At 41.1% G+C, this 17,769-nt stretch carries 18 protein-coding genes, 1 pseudogene and 1 riboswitch; of the genes and pseudogenes, 18 read left to right on the top strand and 1 reads right to left on the bottom strand.

The window, feature by feature from the left end; all coding sequences use genetic code 11:
• Positions 1 to 41: 41 nt before the first annotated feature.
• The 9 genes and pseudogenes from deoC (at position 42) to MHB67_RS18010 (ending at position 8,404) form a co-directional block, all read left to right on the top strand.
• The gene (deoC, locus tag MHB67_RS18050) at positions 42 to 713 is read left to right on the top strand and encodes a deoxyribose-phosphate aldolase (protein ID WP_133744373.1); all 672 of its coding nucleotides are present in this window, start codon (positions 42 to 44) and stop codon (positions 711 to 713) included.
• 166 nt (positions 714 to 879) lie between these two features.
• Complete coding sequence (locus MHB67_RS18045; protein ID WP_024423937.1) at positions 880 to 2,061, top strand: NupC/NupG family nucleoside CNT transporter; 1,182 nt, start codon at positions 880 to 882, stop codon at positions 2,059 to 2,061.
• Between the two features lie 25 nt (positions 2,062 to 2,086).
• A complete protein-coding gene (locus tag MHB67_RS18040; protein ID WP_024423936.1) occupies positions 2,087 to 3,388 on the top strand; it encodes a pyrimidine-nucleoside phosphorylase in 1,302 nt (433 codons plus the stop codon).
• A gap of 151 nt (positions 3,389 to 3,539) precedes the next feature.
• A pseudogene (locus tag MHB67_RS18035) lies at positions 3,540 to 4,024 on the top strand (MarR family transcriptional regulator).
• A 13-nt stretch (positions 4,025 to 4,037) separates the two neighbouring features.
• The gene (locus MHB67_RS18030; RefSeq protein WP_024427550.1) at positions 4,038 to 4,676 is read left to right on the top strand and encodes a nitroreductase family protein; all 639 of its coding nucleotides are present in this window, start codon (positions 4,038 to 4,040) and stop codon (positions 4,674 to 4,676) included.
• A gap of 25 nt (positions 4,677 to 4,701) precedes the next feature.
• Complete coding sequence (locus MHB67_RS18025; RefSeq protein WP_024423933.1) at positions 4,702 to 4,995, top strand: putative quinol monooxygenase; 294 nt, start codon at positions 4,702 to 4,704, stop codon at positions 4,993 to 4,995.
• Between the two features lie 189 nt (positions 4,996 to 5,184).
• Positions 5,185 to 7,566, top strand: a complete 2,382-nt coding sequence (locus MHB67_RS18020; protein ID WP_103131803.1) for an immune inhibitor A domain-containing protein — start codon at positions 5,185 to 5,187, stop codon at positions 7,564 to 7,566.
• A 206-nt stretch (positions 7,567 to 7,772) separates the two neighbouring features.
• Positions 7,773 to 8,027: an ORF6C domain-containing protein gene (locus tag MHB67_RS18015; RefSeq protein ID WP_024423931.1), complete on the top strand. Its 255-nt coding sequence runs from the start codon at positions 7,773 to 7,775 to the stop codon at positions 8,025 to 8,027.
• 5 nt (positions 8,028 to 8,032) lie between these two features.
• Entirely contained in the window at positions 8,033 to 8,404 is a 372-nt protein-coding gene (locus MHB67_RS18010) for a DUF1304 domain-containing protein (protein ID WP_024423930.1), read from the top strand.
• Positions 8,405 to 8,438: 34 nt separating this feature from the next.
• Here the strand turns inward: MHB67_RS18010 and MHB67_RS18005 are convergent, their stop codons facing one another.
• Positions 8,439 to 8,603, bottom strand: a complete 165-nt coding sequence (locus MHB67_RS18005; protein WP_003214630.1) for a hypothetical protein — start codon at positions 8,601 to 8,603, stop codon at positions 8,439 to 8,441.
• Positions 8,604 to 8,858: 255 nt separating this feature from the next.
• Here MHB67_RS18005 and MHB67_RS18000 point away from each other — a divergent pair, with 255 nt between their 5' ends.
• The 9 genes from MHB67_RS18000 to MHB67_RS17960 all read left to right on the top strand — a co-directional run bounded on the left by MHB67_RS18000 (position 8,859) and on the right by MHB67_RS17960 (position 17,654).
• Complete coding sequence (locus MHB67_RS18000) at positions 8,859 to 9,515, top strand: type 1 glutamine amidotransferase domain-containing protein (protein ID WP_133744375.1); 657 nt, start codon at positions 8,859 to 8,861, stop codon at positions 9,513 to 9,515.
• 140 nt (positions 9,516 to 9,655) lie between these two features.
• On the top strand, positions 9,656 to 10,783 hold the full coding sequence (locus MHB67_RS17995) for a hypothetical protein (RefSeq protein ID WP_025093766.1): 1,128 nt from the start codon (positions 9,656 to 9,658) through the stop codon (positions 10,781 to 10,783).
• 56 nt (positions 10,784 to 10,839) lie between these two features.
• Positions 10,840 to 10,943: riboswitch (TPP riboswitch) on the top strand.
• 87 nt (positions 10,944 to 11,030) lie between these two features.
• The gene (tenA, locus tag MHB67_RS17990; protein WP_025093767.1) at positions 11,031 to 11,717 is read left to right on the top strand and encodes a thiaminase II; all 687 of its coding nucleotides are present in this window, start codon (positions 11,031 to 11,033) and stop codon (positions 11,715 to 11,717) included.
• On the top strand, positions 11,714 to 12,313 hold the full coding sequence (locus MHB67_RS17985) for an ECF transporter S component (protein WP_024423927.1): 600 nt from the start codon (positions 11,714 to 11,716) through the stop codon (positions 12,311 to 12,313). The genes tenA and MHB67_RS17985 overlap by 4 nt, the downstream gene beginning before the upstream one ends.
• Positions 12,288 to 13,886, top strand: coding sequence for an energy-coupling factor transporter ATPase (locus MHB67_RS17980; protein ID WP_342492689.1), 1,599 nt, complete (start codon positions 12,288 to 12,290; stop codon positions 13,884 to 13,886). Before MHB67_RS17985 ends, MHB67_RS17980 begins: the two co-directional genes overlap by 26 nt.
• Positions 13,876 to 14,610: an energy-coupling factor transporter transmembrane component T gene (locus MHB67_RS17975; RefSeq protein ID WP_342492688.1), complete on the top strand. Its 735-nt coding sequence runs from the start codon at positions 13,876 to 13,878 to the stop codon at positions 14,608 to 14,610. Before MHB67_RS17980 ends, MHB67_RS17975 begins: the two co-directional genes overlap by 11 nt.
• Positions 14,611 to 14,760: 150 nt before the next feature.
• The gene (locus tag MHB67_RS17970; RefSeq protein ID WP_073207994.1) at positions 14,761 to 15,600 is read left to right on the top strand and encodes a methyl-accepting chemotaxis protein; all 840 of its coding nucleotides are present in this window, start codon (positions 14,761 to 14,763) and stop codon (positions 15,598 to 15,600) included.
• 169 nt (positions 15,601 to 15,769) lie between these two features.
• Positions 15,770 to 16,585, top strand: a complete 816-nt coding sequence (locus tag MHB67_RS17965) for a YwqG family protein (protein WP_342492687.1) — start codon at positions 15,770 to 15,772, stop codon at positions 16,583 to 16,585.
• 235 nt (positions 16,586 to 16,820) lie between these two features.
• Positions 16,821 to 17,654: a PRD domain-containing protein gene (locus MHB67_RS17960; RefSeq protein WP_024423922.1), complete on the top strand. Its 834-nt coding sequence runs from the start codon at positions 16,821 to 16,823 to the stop codon at positions 17,652 to 17,654.
• Positions 17,655 to 17,769: the final 115 nt, after the last annotated feature.

The following is a 17,769-nucleotide window of genomic DNA, read 5'->3' as shown; positions in this document are numbered from 1 at the left end:
ATATATGATGAAAGTATCATAATTAAAAGGAAGTGTGAAGCATGACGATAGCAAAGCTCATTGATCATACAGCACTAAAACCAGATACATCTAGAGCTGCAATTATGCAGTTACTTGAAGAAGCAAAGACCCATCAATTTGCATCTGTTTGCGTGAACCCAACTTGGGTATCTCTTGCGTCGAAAGAACTAGCAGGAACAGGTGTTGATGTATGTACAGTCATCGGTTTCCCATTAGGCGCCAATACAACAGCGGTGAAAGCATTCGAAACAAAGGATGCGATTGAAAACGGTGCAACAGAAGTGGACATGGTCATCAATGTTGCGGCATTAAAAGACGGCGAATATGATGTGGTTGAACAAGATATTCGTGCAGTTGTAGACGCAGCAAAAGGCAAAGCATTAGTAAAAGTCATTATTGAAACATGTTTACTTACTGATGAAGAAAAAGTCAAAGCTTGTGAGCTTTCAGTAAAAGCGGGCGCTGATTTTGTAAAAACATCGACTGGATTTAGTACAGGCGGTGCAACGGCTGAGGACATCGCATTAATGCGTAAAACAGTAGGGCCTGACATCGGTGTGAAAGCATCAGGCGGCGTGAGAACAAAAGAAGACGTTGAGGCAATGACAGCTGCAGGTGCTACTCGTATTGGCGCAAGTGCAGGCGTTTCCATTATCAAAGGGGACCAATCAGCTCCTTCGAAAGACTATTAATTCATACGATCCTATGGTAGGATAACATTCATGACTCATAAATGATGAAAAAGTCATATGCGGAAGGAACTCGCTTCTGGGAATTTCTTCCGCGTTTTGTTTGCGAAATAGGGTTTGTTCCATACAAGCGCATTAATGTAAACGAATTCATTCAAGGAGGAAAAACATGAAATACGTGATTGGTATCATCGGTTTGCTAGTGATTCTCGCCATTGCATGGCTGGCTAGTAATGGAAAAAAACGAGTGAAATTCCGTCCAGTAATTGTCATGATTGTACTGCAATTTATTTTAGGTTATATTCTGCTCAATACAGGTGTTGGAAACTTCCTAGTCGGAGGCTTTGCAAAAGGATTCCAAATGCTTCTAGGCTATGCCGGCGAAGGAATCAACTTTGTATTTGGCGGGTTAATGAATGATAATGCGTCCACTTTCTTCATCAATGTTTTACTGCCGATCGTCTTTATCTCGGCGTTAATCGGTATTCTGCAGCATTGGCGTATTCTTCCGCTTATCGTACGCGGAATCGGATATTTGCTTAGTAAAGTGAACGGTATGGGGAAACTAGAATCTTATAATGCAGTAGCGTCTGCGATTTTAGGTCAATCAGAAGTCTTTATTTCTATTAAGAAACAGCTTGGATTATTACCTCAGCAGCGTCTTTATACATTATGTGCATCTGCAATGTCGACGGTATCGATGTCGATTGTTGGTGCGTACATGCAAATGATTAAACCAGAGTACGTGGTTACAGCACTTGTGCTGAACCTATTTGGTGGATTTATTATCGCATCAATCATCAATCCATATGAAGTGTCTAAGGATGAAGACATGCTTGAAGTCGTCGAGGAAGAAAGACAATCCTTCTTCGAAATGCTTGGCGAATACATTATGGATGGTTTCAAAGTAGCGATTGTTGTTGCTGCAATGTTGATTGGATTCGTTGCATTAATTGCGATGATTAACGGTATCTTTACAGCTGCCATCGGTGTTTCTTTCCAAGATGTACTTGGATACGTCTTTGCTCCATTTGCGTTCATTGTTGGTGTTCCTTGGAGCGAAGCGGTACAAGCAGGAAGCATTATGGCGACCAAAATGGTATCTAACGAATTTGTGGCAATGCAAATTCTATCCGGTGATGCTTTCCAATTCAGTGCTCGTACAGAAGCGATTATTTCTGTATTCCTTGTATCATTTGCGAACTTCTCTTCTATCGGTATCATTGCTGGAGCAGTCAAAGGCTTAAACGAAAAGCAAGGGAACGTTGTCGCACGCTTTGGATTAAAGCTGTTATTCGGTGCAACTCTTGTCAGCTTCTTAACAGCAGGCGTTGTCGGTTTGATTTACTAATTTTAAAAAAGGAATGGTGAAAACAATGAGAATGGTAGATATCATTGCGAAAAAACGTGACGGAAAAGAATTAACTTCAGAGGAAATTTCTTTCTTTGTCAAAGGTTATACAGACGGAACAATTCCTGACTACCAAGCAAGTGCCTTGGCTATGGCAATTTTCTTCCAAGATATGACGGATCAAGAACGTGCAGACTTAACACTTGCTATGGCGAACTCAGGAGATACAATTGACCTGTCTGCCATTGAGGGTATTAAAGTAGATAAGCACTCAACAGGCGGTGTAGGTGATACAACTACGCTTGTACTCGCTCCTCTTGTTGCAGCACTAGATGTACCTGTTGCGAAAATGTCTGGGCGCGGCCTTGGGCATACAGGCGGTACAGTGGACAAGCTTGAAGCGGTCAAAGGCTTCCACGTAGAAATTACAAAAGACGAATTCATCGAGCTCGTGAATCGTCATAAAGTAGCGGTCATTGGGCAATCAGGCAACCTGACACCAGCTGATAAAAAGCTGTATGCTCTTCGTGATGTAACAGGAACTGTTAACTCAATTCCGCTTATTGCAAGCTCCATTATGAGTAAGAAAATTGCTGCGGGTGCAGATGCGATTGTACTTGATGTGAAAACAGGCGCAGGTGCTTTCATGAAAACACCAGAAGACTCAGAAAAGCTTGCAAAAGCCATGGTACGCATCGGAAACAACGTAGGCAGACAAACGATGGCGGTTATCTCTGATATGTCTCAGCCGCTAGGATTAGCGATTGGAAATTCCCTTGAAGTGAAAGAAGCGATTGACACACTCCGAGGCGAAGGTCCTGAAGACTTAAACGAGCTTGTGCTCACATTAGGAAGTCAAATGGTCGTTCTTGCGAAAAAAGCAGACACACTTGATGAAGCAAGAGAAAAGCTGATTGAAGTGATGAAAAACGGCAAAGCACTTGAGAAATTCAAGGAATTCTTAGAAAACCAAGGTGGAGACAGCTCAATTGTGGATCAGCCTGAAAAACTCCCGCAAGCACCTTACAAAATCGAAGTACCTGCAAAAGAATCAGGTGTCGTAGCTGAAATCGTTGCGGACGAAATCGGTGTTGCAGCGATGATCCTAGGAGCAGGACGCGCTACAAAAGAGGACGATATCGACCTATCTGTCGGCATCATGCTGAACAAAAAAGTGGGCGATCGTGTTGAAAAAGGAGATTCACTTGTGACTCTGCATGCGAATCGTGAAGATGTTGCAAATGTCATGGAGAAAATTTATGACAACATCCGCATTGCTGATCATGCCGATGCACCAACATTGATTCACACAGTCATTACTGAATAAAGAAAAAGGACAAAAGTGATTCGTCGCTTTTGTCTTTTTTTATGATCATTTTAGGTTCGTCTTTTTCTATTGAAATAAAAAAATTCACTTTATGAAACAAACCTCTTGCAATCATCAAACAATGGGTGTATATTAATTGACGAGTCAATGATTGATATATCAAGTAATTGATTTCTGAATAGAAAAGAGGGGATGGCATTGACTGCATTTTGCTCTGAAGAGGCAGAGGTATTATATCGTTTGCAGTGCGTGAACCGTATGATGGGCGTGAAGTTCGAAGCATGCACGGGCATCAGCCAATCAAGACTTGAGTTGCTATCGCTGTTATTTCAAGCCGATGAAATCAGCCAATCAGATTTGCAGAAAAAAGTAAATATTGATAGTGCAGCTGTGACGCGTCATTTAAAACAGCTAGAAACAAAAGGAATGGTCACACGCAGAAGAAAACCAGAAGATAATCGAGTCACACTTGTCCGCTTAACAGAAGAAGGCAGAACGAGAATCGAAGCTTCTAAAATAGAAAAAGAACGATTTATCTCAGAAATGCTTGAAAACGTAAGTGAAGAAGAACGAAGGCTTCTCACTGATGTGCTCATCCGTATACAACAAAACATTGAAAAGATTCAAACAACCTAAAGGAGTGTTACACATGGCTACCACATTAAAAACAAACGATTTTATGGAAATTATGAAAGGGCGCCGCTCTATTCGTAACTATGATCCATCTGTGAAAATCAGCAAAGAAGAAATGACAGAGATTTTAGAAGAAGCAACAACTGCACCATCATCAGTAAATGCACAGCCTTGGCGCTTCATGGTGATTGACAGCCCAGAAGGAAAAGAAAAGCTTGCACCACTTGCAAAATTCAACCAAACTCAAGTGTCAACATCAGCAGCTGTCATTGCGGTATTTGCAGATATGAAAAGCAATGAATACTTAGAAGAAATTTATTCAAAAGCAGTAGAGCATGGCTACATGCCGCAAGAAGTGAAAGAAAGACAAATTGCTGCATTAACTGCACACTTTGAGGTTCTTCCAGAGCAAGTGAACCGCGAAACCATCTTAATTGACGGTGGGATTGTGTCTATGCAGCTTATGCTTGCTGCACGTGCACACGGTTATGATACAAATCCAATTGGCGGATATGATAAAGAAGTCATCGCTGAAACATTTGGATGGGATAAAGAACGTTATGTACCAGTCATGCTGCTATCAATTGGGAAAGCAGCTGACGAAGGCTATGCATCTTACCGCTTACCGGTAGATCGTATTGCTGAGTGGAAATAATATCTTTTCAAAAGGAGACGATCACATGATTATTATTCATGCAGGGATGACCATTCATCCAGAAAAAGAAAACGTATTTTTAGAAGAAATCAACGAGTTAATGAAAGCTTCACAGGCTGAAGAAGGCAATGTTTCCTACAAGCTGTTCAAGGATACAGAAAAGGAAAATACCTTTTTAATGGTAGAAGTGTGGAAAGATGACGCTGCGGTTCAGAGCCATAATGCAAGTGCTCATTTCCAGGCTTTCGTAGCGAAAGCAAAAGAATTCTTAGCCGCTCCACTTGACGTGGTTGCCTTTCAAGGCCAGCAGCTTTCATAGAAAAACAACAAACACCCTAGGCGGTTAACGCCTAGGGTTCTTTTATTTTCGACATATGGTTCCACCCATTTCATTCACGTATTGTGCATTTTCCACAAAATTTCTGAAAATAAAATGTTTTTCGACTTAACTATATTGGAATATGCTAGAATTAGATATTATTTATTACCAAAATAGGGAGGAACCAATATGAAAAAAGGGAAATGGACGAAAATTGCACTAACCGCTGTCCTAAGTTTAGGCACATTGACAGCTTTCAGCACCCCTCTATCTGCCCACACCACAGAAAAATCAACATCCTCTGATGGCGGTCATTATTCAGGTATTCCATTTGACTCAAGTGTCGTGAATGAAGACCGTCTTGTCAAAGCCTTGAAAAAACAAGGAAAGATCAAAAAGAATGCCAATGAGGCAGAAACCCAAAAAGCATTAAAGAACTATCTAAAGAAAAAAGAAGAATCAGCAATGAAACAAAGTGCCAGCACCTTAACAGAAGAGCCTGAATTCCTGAAAGAATACAAACAAGAGGTACATAACAAACTTGCCAAAAAGAAAAAATTAAAGAAGCATAAAGGAAAAGAAAGCAATCAAGTAAAACCGGTCAAAAAGGAAAAGTATAAAGGTGACGTCCGCAATGATAAAGTATTGGTTTTATTAGTAGATTTTAAAGATTATAAGCATAATAGTATTAAAAAAGAAGAGACTGATATGTACTATGACAAGTACGATCAACAGCACTATCAAGATATGCTTTTCGGAAAAAATGGCTACATCGGTCCGGATGGGAAACGGAAAGTATCCATGAAGCAATATTATGAAAAGCAGTCCGGCGGCAGTTACACAGTTAGTGGAACAGTTGCAGGATGGTATACAGCGAAGCATGAAGCAGCTTATTACGGCGGGAACGTACCTGACGATTCAGGCAGTGACGGCAGACCGCGCGAATTGGTGAAAGAAGCACTCGAAGCAGCAGCAAAAGATCCGAATATTGATCTCAGCGAGTATGATCAATGGGACCGCTATGATATTGATGGCGACGGTGTTTATAACGAGCCAGACGGCATCATTGACCATCTGATGGTCGTTCACGCCGGCGTAGGTGAAGAAGCAGGCGGCGGACAACTTGGCGCTGATGCGATTTGGTCACACCGCTGGTCACTTGGTGATGTATTTGAAATTCCGGATACTGAATCGGAAGTTGGTCAAGGCGGGAAATTAGGCGCATTGGATTACACCATCGAGCCTGAGGATGGCGCAGCAGGTGTGTTCACACATGAATTCGGACATGATCTTGGTCTTCCTGACGAGTACGATACACAGTACACAGGCAGAGGAGAGCCCGTTTCTTACTGGTCGATCATGTCAAGCGGAAGCTGGGCAGGTAAAGTTCCTGGTACGGAACCAACAGGCTTTAGCCCATATGCGAAAGAAATGCTTCAAAATCTGCATGGAGGCAACTGGCTTTCTGGACAAACCATCGATGGTAAAACATTAAAGAAAAGCAAAACAGTATTAATTGATGAAGCAGCAACAAAAGGAACGAACCATGATGCCGTTCGAGTCGATTTACCAGATAAAGAGATTGTCGTTACGACACCTGCTCAAGGGAAATATTCGTATTTCAGCGGAACGGGTGACAATTTGAATGCAACCATGACGACAACAGGTATTGATTTGTCAAAAGGAAGCAAAGCAGAGCTGACGTTTAAAGCATGGTACGATATTGAAGAAGATTATGATTATGCGTATGTCGAAGTGCGTGAAACAGGGACTGATCAATGGAAGACCATCGCGGGTAACATCACGAATGATCGAAATGAAGCAGGTGCAAACGAAGGCAATGGCATCGACGGAAAATCAGACGGCTGGGTAGATGCAGCCTTTGACCTGTCTGCTTATGCAGGGAAGAAAATCGACCTGCAATTCCGTTACACAACTGATGCAGGCTATTCACTTCCAGGCTTATTCGTAGATGACCTGAACATCACGGCAGATGGAACGAAAGTATGGTCAGATGATGCCGAGGACACGTCTACTTTTACCTTTAATGGATTCTCAAAATCTAATGGAAAACAATATGCAGCACAATACTATTTACTAGAGTGGCGCTCTTATGCTGATGTCGATAAAGGCTTAAAGCATATTAAACGCGGGGCAAGTCTGATGAGCTATAATAACGGGTTGGTCGTTTGGTATGTCGATCAATCATACAGTGATAACTGGGTAGGAAAACATCCGGGGAACGGCTTCCTTGGCGTAGTAGATGCAGATCAGCAAGTATTAAAATGGAGTGACGGTTCCATTGCCGCAACAGGGTTCCAAGTACATGATGCAGCATTCTCTTTGAATCCAAGTACGAAGCTGAATATAGATTATACAGCAACAACGGGCTTAACTTTGCAAGATCGCTACATTCGCCCGGCTCGTACATTTAGTGATAAAAAGAACTATGTGAATCCAAACAACCCAGATGCAGGACGCGATGTACCGACATATGGGTTATCCTTTAAAGTCGTTGGACAAAGTAAGGATCGTTCTGTTGGAAAGGTGTTAATTTCGAAAAGTAACTAAATAGAAAGCCGGATTCTACCATTGAATCCGGCTTTTTGATATGTGAGAAAAGGATTGTGAGGGCACGATTGTTTTTTAAATCGAATGTCTGTTCTTTTTTATTTTGATATCCGAATGAAACCATTATATAATAGACACTGGAAGGTTTTTCTTTCAACCATGATTCTTTTTAGCTGTTAAAACAAAGGAAAGGATGAGCGTTACCAATGAGTTGTGTCACTGCCAAGCAATTAAAGGTGATTCGAGGGACGATGCAGACTTTTTGCAGCCATTTGGAGTATGCTGGCCACGGTAAGCTTCATATCAATACCATCATGGCTTTTATTAAAAAGGAATTCGGCGTGAGAAAAATGAAAGACATTCCACAAAGTCGCTTTACAGAAGCGCTAGAATTGATACAAGACTTTGATTTATACACGGACAAAATAGAGATTCGTGAACGTCTACCAGAAAGGAATTAACTAAATTGAATATTTTAGCAATGATTTTAGTAGGAATTGTCGCTTTAGAACACATTGTCATCATGTTATTAGAAATGTTTTTTATGGAATCAAAGATGGCGAAGCGGTCTTTTAAGCTGCCAGAACACTTGCAAAAAGATCCAAATGTCAAAGTGATGTTTGCCAATCAGGGGCTTTATAACGGGTTTTTAGCTGCAGGACTCATTTGGGGGCTCATTCTTGGATCGAATACCGTTGGATATATGATTCAGCTGTTTTTCATTCTTTGTGTGCTCATCGCAGCAGTATTTGGCGGTGTAACATCCAATAAATCAATTATCATCAAACAAGGAGTACCAGCACTGCTTGCACTCATTGCACTGATGCTGGCGATCTAATCTTAAATAAAGCCGCCCCTAGTGAGGGCGGCTTTTATCTTTTTCGAAGACCCATCAAACGAATAATGGATGTTAGACAAAGGGCTACGGCAACGGCCAAAATGATTTTTCCGTACATGACCCCCGTTAGGTTCATCAAAAAGACGGCCAATATAATACAGAGCGTGATGATGATCATCACAATCGAATAGGTTTTCATCTCTTTTCCACTCCTTTAAAAATCCCCTCATGTGACGAGAGAACTGTCAATCTTTCCTCATATTATATCACTCAATGACAATTTTACATGAAATTCCCTACCAATAGAATGTGACATATTGATTAGATTTGGAGTCATACCATAATTTTTAGAAAATCGGGTATAACATAATGAGCTGGTCTAAATTCATATTGCTTGATATTTAATTGTGCAAAATATAAAATAGCCACAGGATAAATCGAAAGGATGATCAAGATGAGTAAGAAAGTGTTATTAGTATCAACAAGCAGCCCGGAAATGAATGGACATCCAACAGGCTTATGGCTAGAAGAGTTAGCAGAGCCATTTCATATTTTTAAAGAAAATGAACTAGAAGTACAAATTGTCTCTATTCAAGGTGGCACTGTACCAATTGACAAAAATTCAATTCCTGAAGGTGTCCCAGCGCAATATCAAGATGTATATGAATTACTTCAAGACACAAAGGCGCTTACAGATGTGAATCCATCTGATTATGACGGCATTTTCTTTGCTGGAGGACACGGCCCTATGATCGACTTTGCGTCTAATCAACTGGTAGCGGATGCGATCTTAGCAGTTTCAGATAAAAATGGTGCGATCGGAGCCGTTTGTCATGGTGTTTCAGCATTCGTTGATGTGAAGGACCAAAATGGCAAATCATTTATCGAAGGCAAAAAAATCACAGGTTTCACAAACGAAGAAGAGGAAGCCGTTCAGCTGACATCAAAAGTTCCATTTTTATTGGAAACAAAACTTCGTGAGCAGGGGGCAGCGTTTGAAAAAGGAGATGCCTTTGCGCCATTTGCTGTTGTTGACGGACAAATCATCACTGGACAAAACCCGGGATCAAGTGCAGAAACAGCACGCTTGTTTGTCAAAACCATTGCATAAAACGATCAAAACCAGTCGTAACTCATGCGGCTGGTTTTTTTGTTATAAAAGTGTCCCAAAAAAGACCAAAACAATTATTAGAATAATGGTAAAATAATAACAGGGTAAAAAGCCCAAATGAGGAAAAAGGGGATGTTCCTGTGAGAGCATTTTATGTCAAAATCACCGCAGCTTTACTGTCTGTTTTACTCGTCGCAACAGGTTTGTTTTCACCAGCATTAAAAGCAGAAGAAGCACCGAAATCAGAAGGGAAAATATCACCACTGACGGAAAAAGCGATTCAGCAAGTGCAAGAGTCGTTTTTGAAGCAGGATGAAGGAACCGCTATTCAACAGAAGCAAGTGAAAAAATCATTTAAAGTGAATAAGAAGAAAGGAATCAGTATCAAACGAAAAGCTGCTAAAGAAGGCAAAATGCGCACGTCTGCCGTTCGCTCCATTGATGGACTAGCTATTAATCAATCGGCTGTCTTAACAGAGGACGACCCAGTTGATTTATGGTTTTTAAGCACATCTTCACCTCAGGCACTCATCAGCCGGATTACCTCTTCAAACCCTGATTATTTTGTTCAATTATTTGTTGTTGATTATGAAACAGGACAAGCCTACCCGACAGATTTAATTCAACCGGCAGGCAGCCTGCTTGGATTGACCAATTTACCAGCAGGTGATTATGCATTCGGTATTACAAGCGGCGGAGAATTTGGAGACTCCTACACGATACAAGTGAATGCAAAAAACCCGCCCAATTTCACTGGGGCTGTATCCCTTTCGTCCACCTTGCAATATTTTGTAGCTGAGTATGCAAACGGTGATGTTTTCGCAAATGGTACAAAAGTGTACAATAAGCAAACAAAGACCGCCGATTATAAATGGGAGCGTGTGTTTTACTTCTCATATGATGGAAAATATGAACAGAGAACTCATTCTGTTGACAGTGTAAAAGTGAAAAGTATTTCAGCACCAGTGTCGTACTCCGCTCCATATGCAAGTTCCTCTGAGGCCATTCTCGTCTACTTAGATGTGGAGACTTTATTTATGTATCATGAATCATCGTTTGCTAGCGGGCAGTACTACCATAGTAGCTTTGTTGATACACTCGGGAAGACAACACCAAGACGCTTAGATATTGATGATATGACAAATTACGGTGATCATATTTTAGCTGTAGATTTAAAAACAGGAAAGCCGATTGATTTCTTCAGTGTGCTGAATTTCTACTATGCTGCAGGGATCGAGAAGCTGCCAACAATCAGAACGTTGAATTAAGAAAGGCGGTTGACATCAAATCGCCACATGTGTAGAGTAAAGATAATTAAATGACAAAAGTCCACTAGGGGAGTCATGTATGACTGAGACAAGAGAAAATCTTGGACCCTTTGAACCTGATCTAGTTCGTACTAGCGGAGGGAAGTGGAGCTGGACCTTGTCTTATTCATGATTGAATCGATAAGAAGGCCGCTCCATTTGGGGTGGCTTTTTCATTTATTCAACTGAAGAAGAGGAGGCTTTTTTTATGACATTTTCTACGCAATTAAGGAAAGAAGCAGAACCGTTATTTGAAGCCATTTATCAGCATCCGTTCGTCAGAGGCCTGGCAGCAGGAAAGCTGGAAAAGGAACAAATCATTCATTACGTCAAACAAGATGCAGAATACTTACAAGCATTCATTAAAATTTATGCAGCAGCGCTCAGCAGATGTACAGACAGGGAGGATATTGCGTTTTTCCATCAGCAGATTGCGTTTGTACTAGATAGTGAGACGCACCCTCATCAAAACCTTTGCCGAGTGGCAGGGGTAGCATATGATGAGCTCCAAGGTGCTTCTTTGGCTCCGAGTGCTCACCACTATATTCATCACATGCTGCAAGTTGCGCAAGAAGGCACGCTTGGTGAAATCATCGCTGTCCTGCTTCCATGTCCTTGGACATATTGGGAGATAGGGAAACGAATGCTCACAGATGTGCAGCCAGACCCGTCACATCCGTTTTATGAGTGGATCACGTTTTATGGGGGATTAACTGATTCTGTTACAGGTGAGCTTTGCAAGCGGCTCGATCAGTTGGCGGAAGCAGCAAGTGAGAAGGAAAAGGAAAAAATGAAACAGCACTTTATCTTAAGCTGCCAGCTCGAGTACAAGTTTTGGGAAATGGCCTTCACTGTTGAAGAGTGGCCAGTTCAACTGGAGGTGCATTCATCATGACATGGAAGATGAAAGAAGTCGTCCTTGCGGTGATTTTATCCGTTGCGTGCGGTGTGATCTATTTAGGATGGTCCACGCTATACTTACCGATTACAGCACTTGTTGGCCCAGCAGGAGGCAACATCATGTTTGGAATATGGGTCATTGCAAGTCCAATCGTTGCATATATCATTCAAAAGCCGGGGGCTGCTCTGATTGCAGAAACAGCCGCCGCTGCTGTGGAATTATTGACAGGCAGCCACTTCGGACTTTCAGCTCTGTTAATTGGTGTATGCCAAGGACTTGGAGCAGAAATCGCCTTCGCTCTTTTTGGTTATAAACGATATCGCATGTGGACACTGATGCTCTCTGGTGCTTTTGCCGCTATCGGAGCGATGGCGTACAGTCTCGTGGCAAATGGCTTTGGTTATTACACGCCTCAAGTTTTACTTATGACCCTTGTGACTCAAATGATCAGTGGAATGATACTTGGCGGCTGCCTTGCGAAAGTGGTGGTAGACGCACTATCCAAAACAGGTGTATTGAATCAATATGCCATCATGAAAGAAAAACGAAACAAAGGTGAACAGCATGAATTCATTTCTCGCGTGCAATGAACTCTCTGTCCGTTTTTATGAACAGCCTAAGCCCGTTTTGCATCAAATCTCCCTTACGATTCAAAAAGGGGAAAAGGTGCTTATTTTAGGACCGAGCGGAAGCGGGAAATCTACGCTCATTTCGGTTCTGGCTGGAATCATTCCAGAGCATGTGGAAGCAGACATGCAGGGTGAAGTGGTGCTGCAAAGACATACAGGCGTCATGTTTCAAGATCCAGACTCTCAGTTTTGTATGCACCGTGTCAATGAAGAAATTGCCTTTAGCTTAGAGAACCGTTCCGTCCCTCGTGAAGAGATGGATGACATCATTCAGCAGCTCATGCAAAAAGTCCAACTGGATGTCGATTCGCATACAGAGATTCACACTTTATCTGGCGGCATGAAGCAGCGATTGGCACTTGCTTGTTTACTCGCATTACAGCCGGATGTTCTATTCTTTGATGAACCAACCGCACAGCTTGATCCGGCAGGTAGAATGGACATATTTCAACTGCTGCAGCAGCTTGCAGCCGATCAGCAGCAGACCATGATTTTTGTAGAGCATGTGCTTGACGGTGTTATCGAATGGATGGACCGGGTGATTTTATTAGATGATCAAGGCAGCATTTTAGCAGATGGAGCTCCAAAAGATGTGCTCACGGCATATGAGGAAGAAATGAAAGAGGCTGGAATTTGGCGGCCCAAATTATTTCCCGAGAAATGGTCCACGATCATTCAAGATCCATTTCATCCACTGAGTCAAACCTTTATGCAAACCTTTAAAGCACGAAAAGAGCAGCATGAAAAGGTGCCATCAATCGAACGAAAGACAATGATTCGTACAGAAAATCTTCAATTAAGCTACGGGAAAAAAAGGATTATGAGTGATCTCCAGCTTGATATCAAATCAGGGGATTGGGTGTCGATCATTGGGGAAAATGGAAGTGGAAAAAGCACACTTCTCAAACATTTGGTTGGTTTAGAGCCAACGAAAAAAGGCCACATTTTCTTAAAAGATACACTCCTAAAAAAGTGGTCAGACCGAGAACTATATGAAAAAGCAGGCTTTGTGTTTCAAAATCCGGAGCTTCAATTTATACAAGACACAGTATTCGATGAAATTGCCTTTGGCGGCAGACAGCGAAACTGGCCAGAATCAGTCGTACAAGAAAAAACGGTTCAGTTGCTGAAAGAGTTCGGTTTAGAGAAGCATGCAAAAGCACATCCCTTCACCTTAAGTTTAGGGCAAAAAAGAAGGTTAAGTGTTGCCACAATGCTCCTTTTTGATCAAGATGTATTACTGTTAGATGAGCCGACTTTCGGGCAGGATGAAAAAACGGCGAAGGAATTGATGAGGCGTTTAAAACAGCGTCAGCGCCAAGGCACGACCATTGTGATGGTCACACATGATATGGAGCTTGTCGATGAGTGTGCCGATCAAGTGCTTCTGTTTCATCAAGGGAAGCATGTGTATGATGGCACCCCTTATGATTTATTTTCAAATCAAGAACTTGTCGATGCTTATCAGCTGAGAGCTCCTTTACATTATCGCTATGTGGCAGAAAGAAAGGACGTGCTGACGATTGCAAAGTAATCAATCCTTTCTTTCTACTGTGAATCCAGTCATGAAATTACTCGCTCATCTGCTTGCGATGGGCTGTCTCATGGCGATTTCTGACCCTAAAACTACCTTTATCATTTGGCTGTTTGCTCTCGGCATTGGAGTTGTTTTAGGTGGATGGAATATGAAGTATCTCGTTACAAGGCTTGTCCCTTATCTGCTCTTTTTTATTCTCGTCTTTTGGATGATGGCGGCCTTCGGCAAGGGGGATCATACCGTTTGGAAGTGGGCGTGGTTTCATATCACAGAGGAGAGTTTAAGAAATGGGCTTACCATCGCTTTTAGAATGCTGGGATTTGTGACATTTGGTCTCCTTTTTACGTCCACAACAGATTTGACGGCATTTATGATGAGTCTGATTCATCAGTGCCGAATGTCCCCAAAATGGGCGTATGGCATGCTTGCCGGTTTCCGGTTTATTCCGTTATTTCAAAGTGAATTAAAACAAATGAAAGCTGCACACAAAATCAGAGGCTACAAGCAAAAAAACAGCTGGAAAGCCTTTATGCGTTATGCATTGCCCCTTTTTACGCAGGGCGTACGAAAATCAGAACGCTTAGCGATTGCAATGGAAGCCAGGGGCTTCACAGGGACGAGAGAGCGAACGTATTATCATATCATCAGCACCTTATGGATTGACTATATGTATCTTTTTCTCATTGTTATCAGTGTCTTCATGTGCATTTACTTTGTTTAAAAAACACCCACATTCTCTTGATAGAATGTGGGCTTTTTATATGTCTTAGGTCATTTGATTGATATTAGTACACATTACAGGCTGTAATAGATCATATAACGAACCGATAAAGAAGGTGTACTGAGAAAAAGAGAGGATGAACGTAAGCGAATGTCACAGAGAATTGATAACATAATAGACGCTTTACCAATCATTGGACTTGCTATGAGAGAGCAGCTAACCTTTTCTGTCTTAGGGAAAGAGAAGGTTCTTTATTATCAGCAGCATGGGAATATTGATTTAGGATTTAAAGCTGGTGATACAGTAGATGCTGGATTCCAAAACTTTGCCATGCTGAAAAATGGAAGAGAACCATCGTTTATCCAAATTCCGAAAGAAGTATACGGGATTCCAATGGATATCGTAGCCGTTCCAATTAAAGATGAATCAGGTCAAGTGGTTGCTGCCTTCTGTGTGGCATATGACCAAACAAATCAACAACGATTAGATCACATCATGACGGAGAGCAACGAAGCTTCCGAAAAACTAGTCGCAATGGTACAACAGGTTGCCGCACATTCAGAGGAACTACAAGCGACAAGTGAACAAATTCTACAAAATACGAAAACCACTGTCGAAAATTCCTCTAAAATCAATCAAGTGTCCAATCTCATCAAAGGTATCTCTGATCAAACGAACTTACTTGGACTCAATGCATCAATAGAAGCTGCAAGAGTAGGGGAAGCAGGAGCAGGCTTTGGAGTGGTCGCAACAGAAGTGAGAAAGCTGTCAACTCATGCGAAACAGGCGACGACTGATATTGAAACAGCCCTAAAAGATGTGCAGGGATCGATCAAAGGAATGGAAGAAGAAATTGCGCAAATTGTCGCTTCCTCTGAGCATCAAGCAGAGCTAGTAGGCACTTTTACGAAAATTATTGAAGGTCTTCACGAAACAAACGAAACGATGAAAGCATTAGCAAACGACTTAGTAAACTATCAAGTGAAATAAAAGAACGACAAAACCTCCAGCTGAATCGGAGGTTTTTTTATCATTTCAAGGTGAGAAACTTGTTAGGATTATGACCGTTTTATCGCTGACAGGCAGGATACACTTCTGTATTATAGAAAAAGAGAGACTAGTTTTGTCATTAGACCTATTCATAAGGAGGAAGATCATCGTGACACAATCAGCGAAGCTGAAAGAAATACTTGCACCCTACCGTCCGTTGTTAGATGAAACGGAAAAACCAATGATTCAATTGCAGATGAAACAAGGAAAAACAGGACCATACGACAGCAAAATAGCTGGTGATCCTTACTTCCCAAAAAACGACGAATATCCAGTTGACGGCGAAGGACATCCTATGAAACTTTTGGCACAAATTAATTTCGGCCAGCTACCGAAGCTGAAGGATTATCCAGAAACAGGACTTTTGCAAGTTTTTATTTCTGTGCACGATGATCTTTATGGGATGAATATTGACCATAAAACAGAGCAAAAAGATTTTCGCATCAAATTTATTGAGGAACCTTTCTTGGCAGAAGAAGAGTTAATGACTGATTTTTCTTTTGTGAAAATTCCAGACGATTTTTATTTTCCTGTAACGAAGGAAGGCGCAATTACAGGTGAATTAGCAAGCGAAACGATCAGTGTAGGAGATTTCCGCTTTGAAAAAGTCACAGGAAAGAACAGCTGGGATCTATTCGAAGATACAGATGGTGTTAATGGCGATGAAGCAGATGCCCTGCTGGATGAATTTTATGAAACAGCGAGTGGCTTTGGTCACAAATTGGGCGGGTATCCGGGGTTTACACAAGAAGATCCGCGTACCTATGTAGATCAAGAACATACCGTTCTGTTATTACAAATTGACTCAGATGATGAAGTAGATTTGATGTGGGGAGATTGCGGTATTGCCAACTTTTTTATCAAACCAGAAGACCTTAAACGAAAAAATTTCGAGAATGTCGTCTATAATTGGGATTGCTCCTGATTTTGTAAAAAACACACTTTAAACACTCTTTTTAGAGTGTTTTTGTGTATGTTTTTAGACTTTTTTGCCCCTATTTCGTCATTTTTGAGAGGTAATATGTCATTCTTTCTAGTTGACCGTATCAAAAAAAAATGTAAAATCATCTTAAAGTCCTCTTTTTTGAAAATAATAATAACATGACATATGAATCAACGATAAAATGCTCGAAAAAGCGGAATGTACTGGGGGGTATCAATTGATCATTTCTAAAGTAATCAATAATAATGTTGTCAGTGCGTATGATGACGAGCAGCATGAGCTGGTCATTATGGGCAGAGGGATCGCGTTTCAAAAGAAAAGCGGAGACCCGATTGACGAAGAACGAATCGAAAAAGTATTTTCTATTCAAAATAAAGATATATCAGAAAAATTCAAAACCCTGCTTTATGATATTCCAATCGAGTATATGCAAGTGTGTGAGGCGATTATTGAGCATGCGAGAACAACCCTTAACAAAAATTTAAATGACAGCATCTATGTGACGCTGACGGATCATATCACCTTTGCCATTGAACGTCATCAAAAAGGAATGGACATCAAAAATGCCTTGCTCTGGGAAATCAAACGGCTGTATAAAGATGAGTTCAGATGCGGTTTAGAAGCTATTCGGATCATTGAGGACAAGCTGAGCATCCATCTTCCTGAGGATGAAGCAGGCTTTATTGCCATGCATATTGTCAATGCAGAGCTCAATGAAGAAATGCCAAACGTGATTCAAATCACCAAACTCATTCAAGACATTTTAAACATCGTTAAGTATCACTTTCAAATTGATTTGGACGAGGAATCATTAAATTATTTCCGTTTTGTGACGCATTTAAAGTTTTTCGGACAGCGTCTGTTTAACGAAACACAAATGGAAAATCAAAATGAGTTTCTGTATGAAGTGGTAAAAGAGAAAAACACTGCTGCTTTTCAATGCGCAGAAAAAATTAACGAGTATGTTCAAAAAGAATACAACCGAAGTCTCATAGAAGATGAAATGCTATATTTAACTTTGCATATAGACAGAGTAATAAAAAGAAAATAAATTCAAAAAGAAAGCGTTGACATCACAAAATTAACATGATAATTTATAACTATAAACTAAATAACCCACAATCTTTTAGGATTGTTACTGGTCAAGCAGGCAAAACCTAAATCAT

Source organism: Bacillus sp. FSL H8-0516, assembly GCF_038635285.1.
GTDB classification, from domain to species: domain Bacteria; phylum Bacillota; class Bacilli; order Bacillales; family Bacillaceae; genus Bacillus; species Bacillus safensis.
This window is presented reverse-complemented; position numbering and strand designations above follow the sequence as displayed.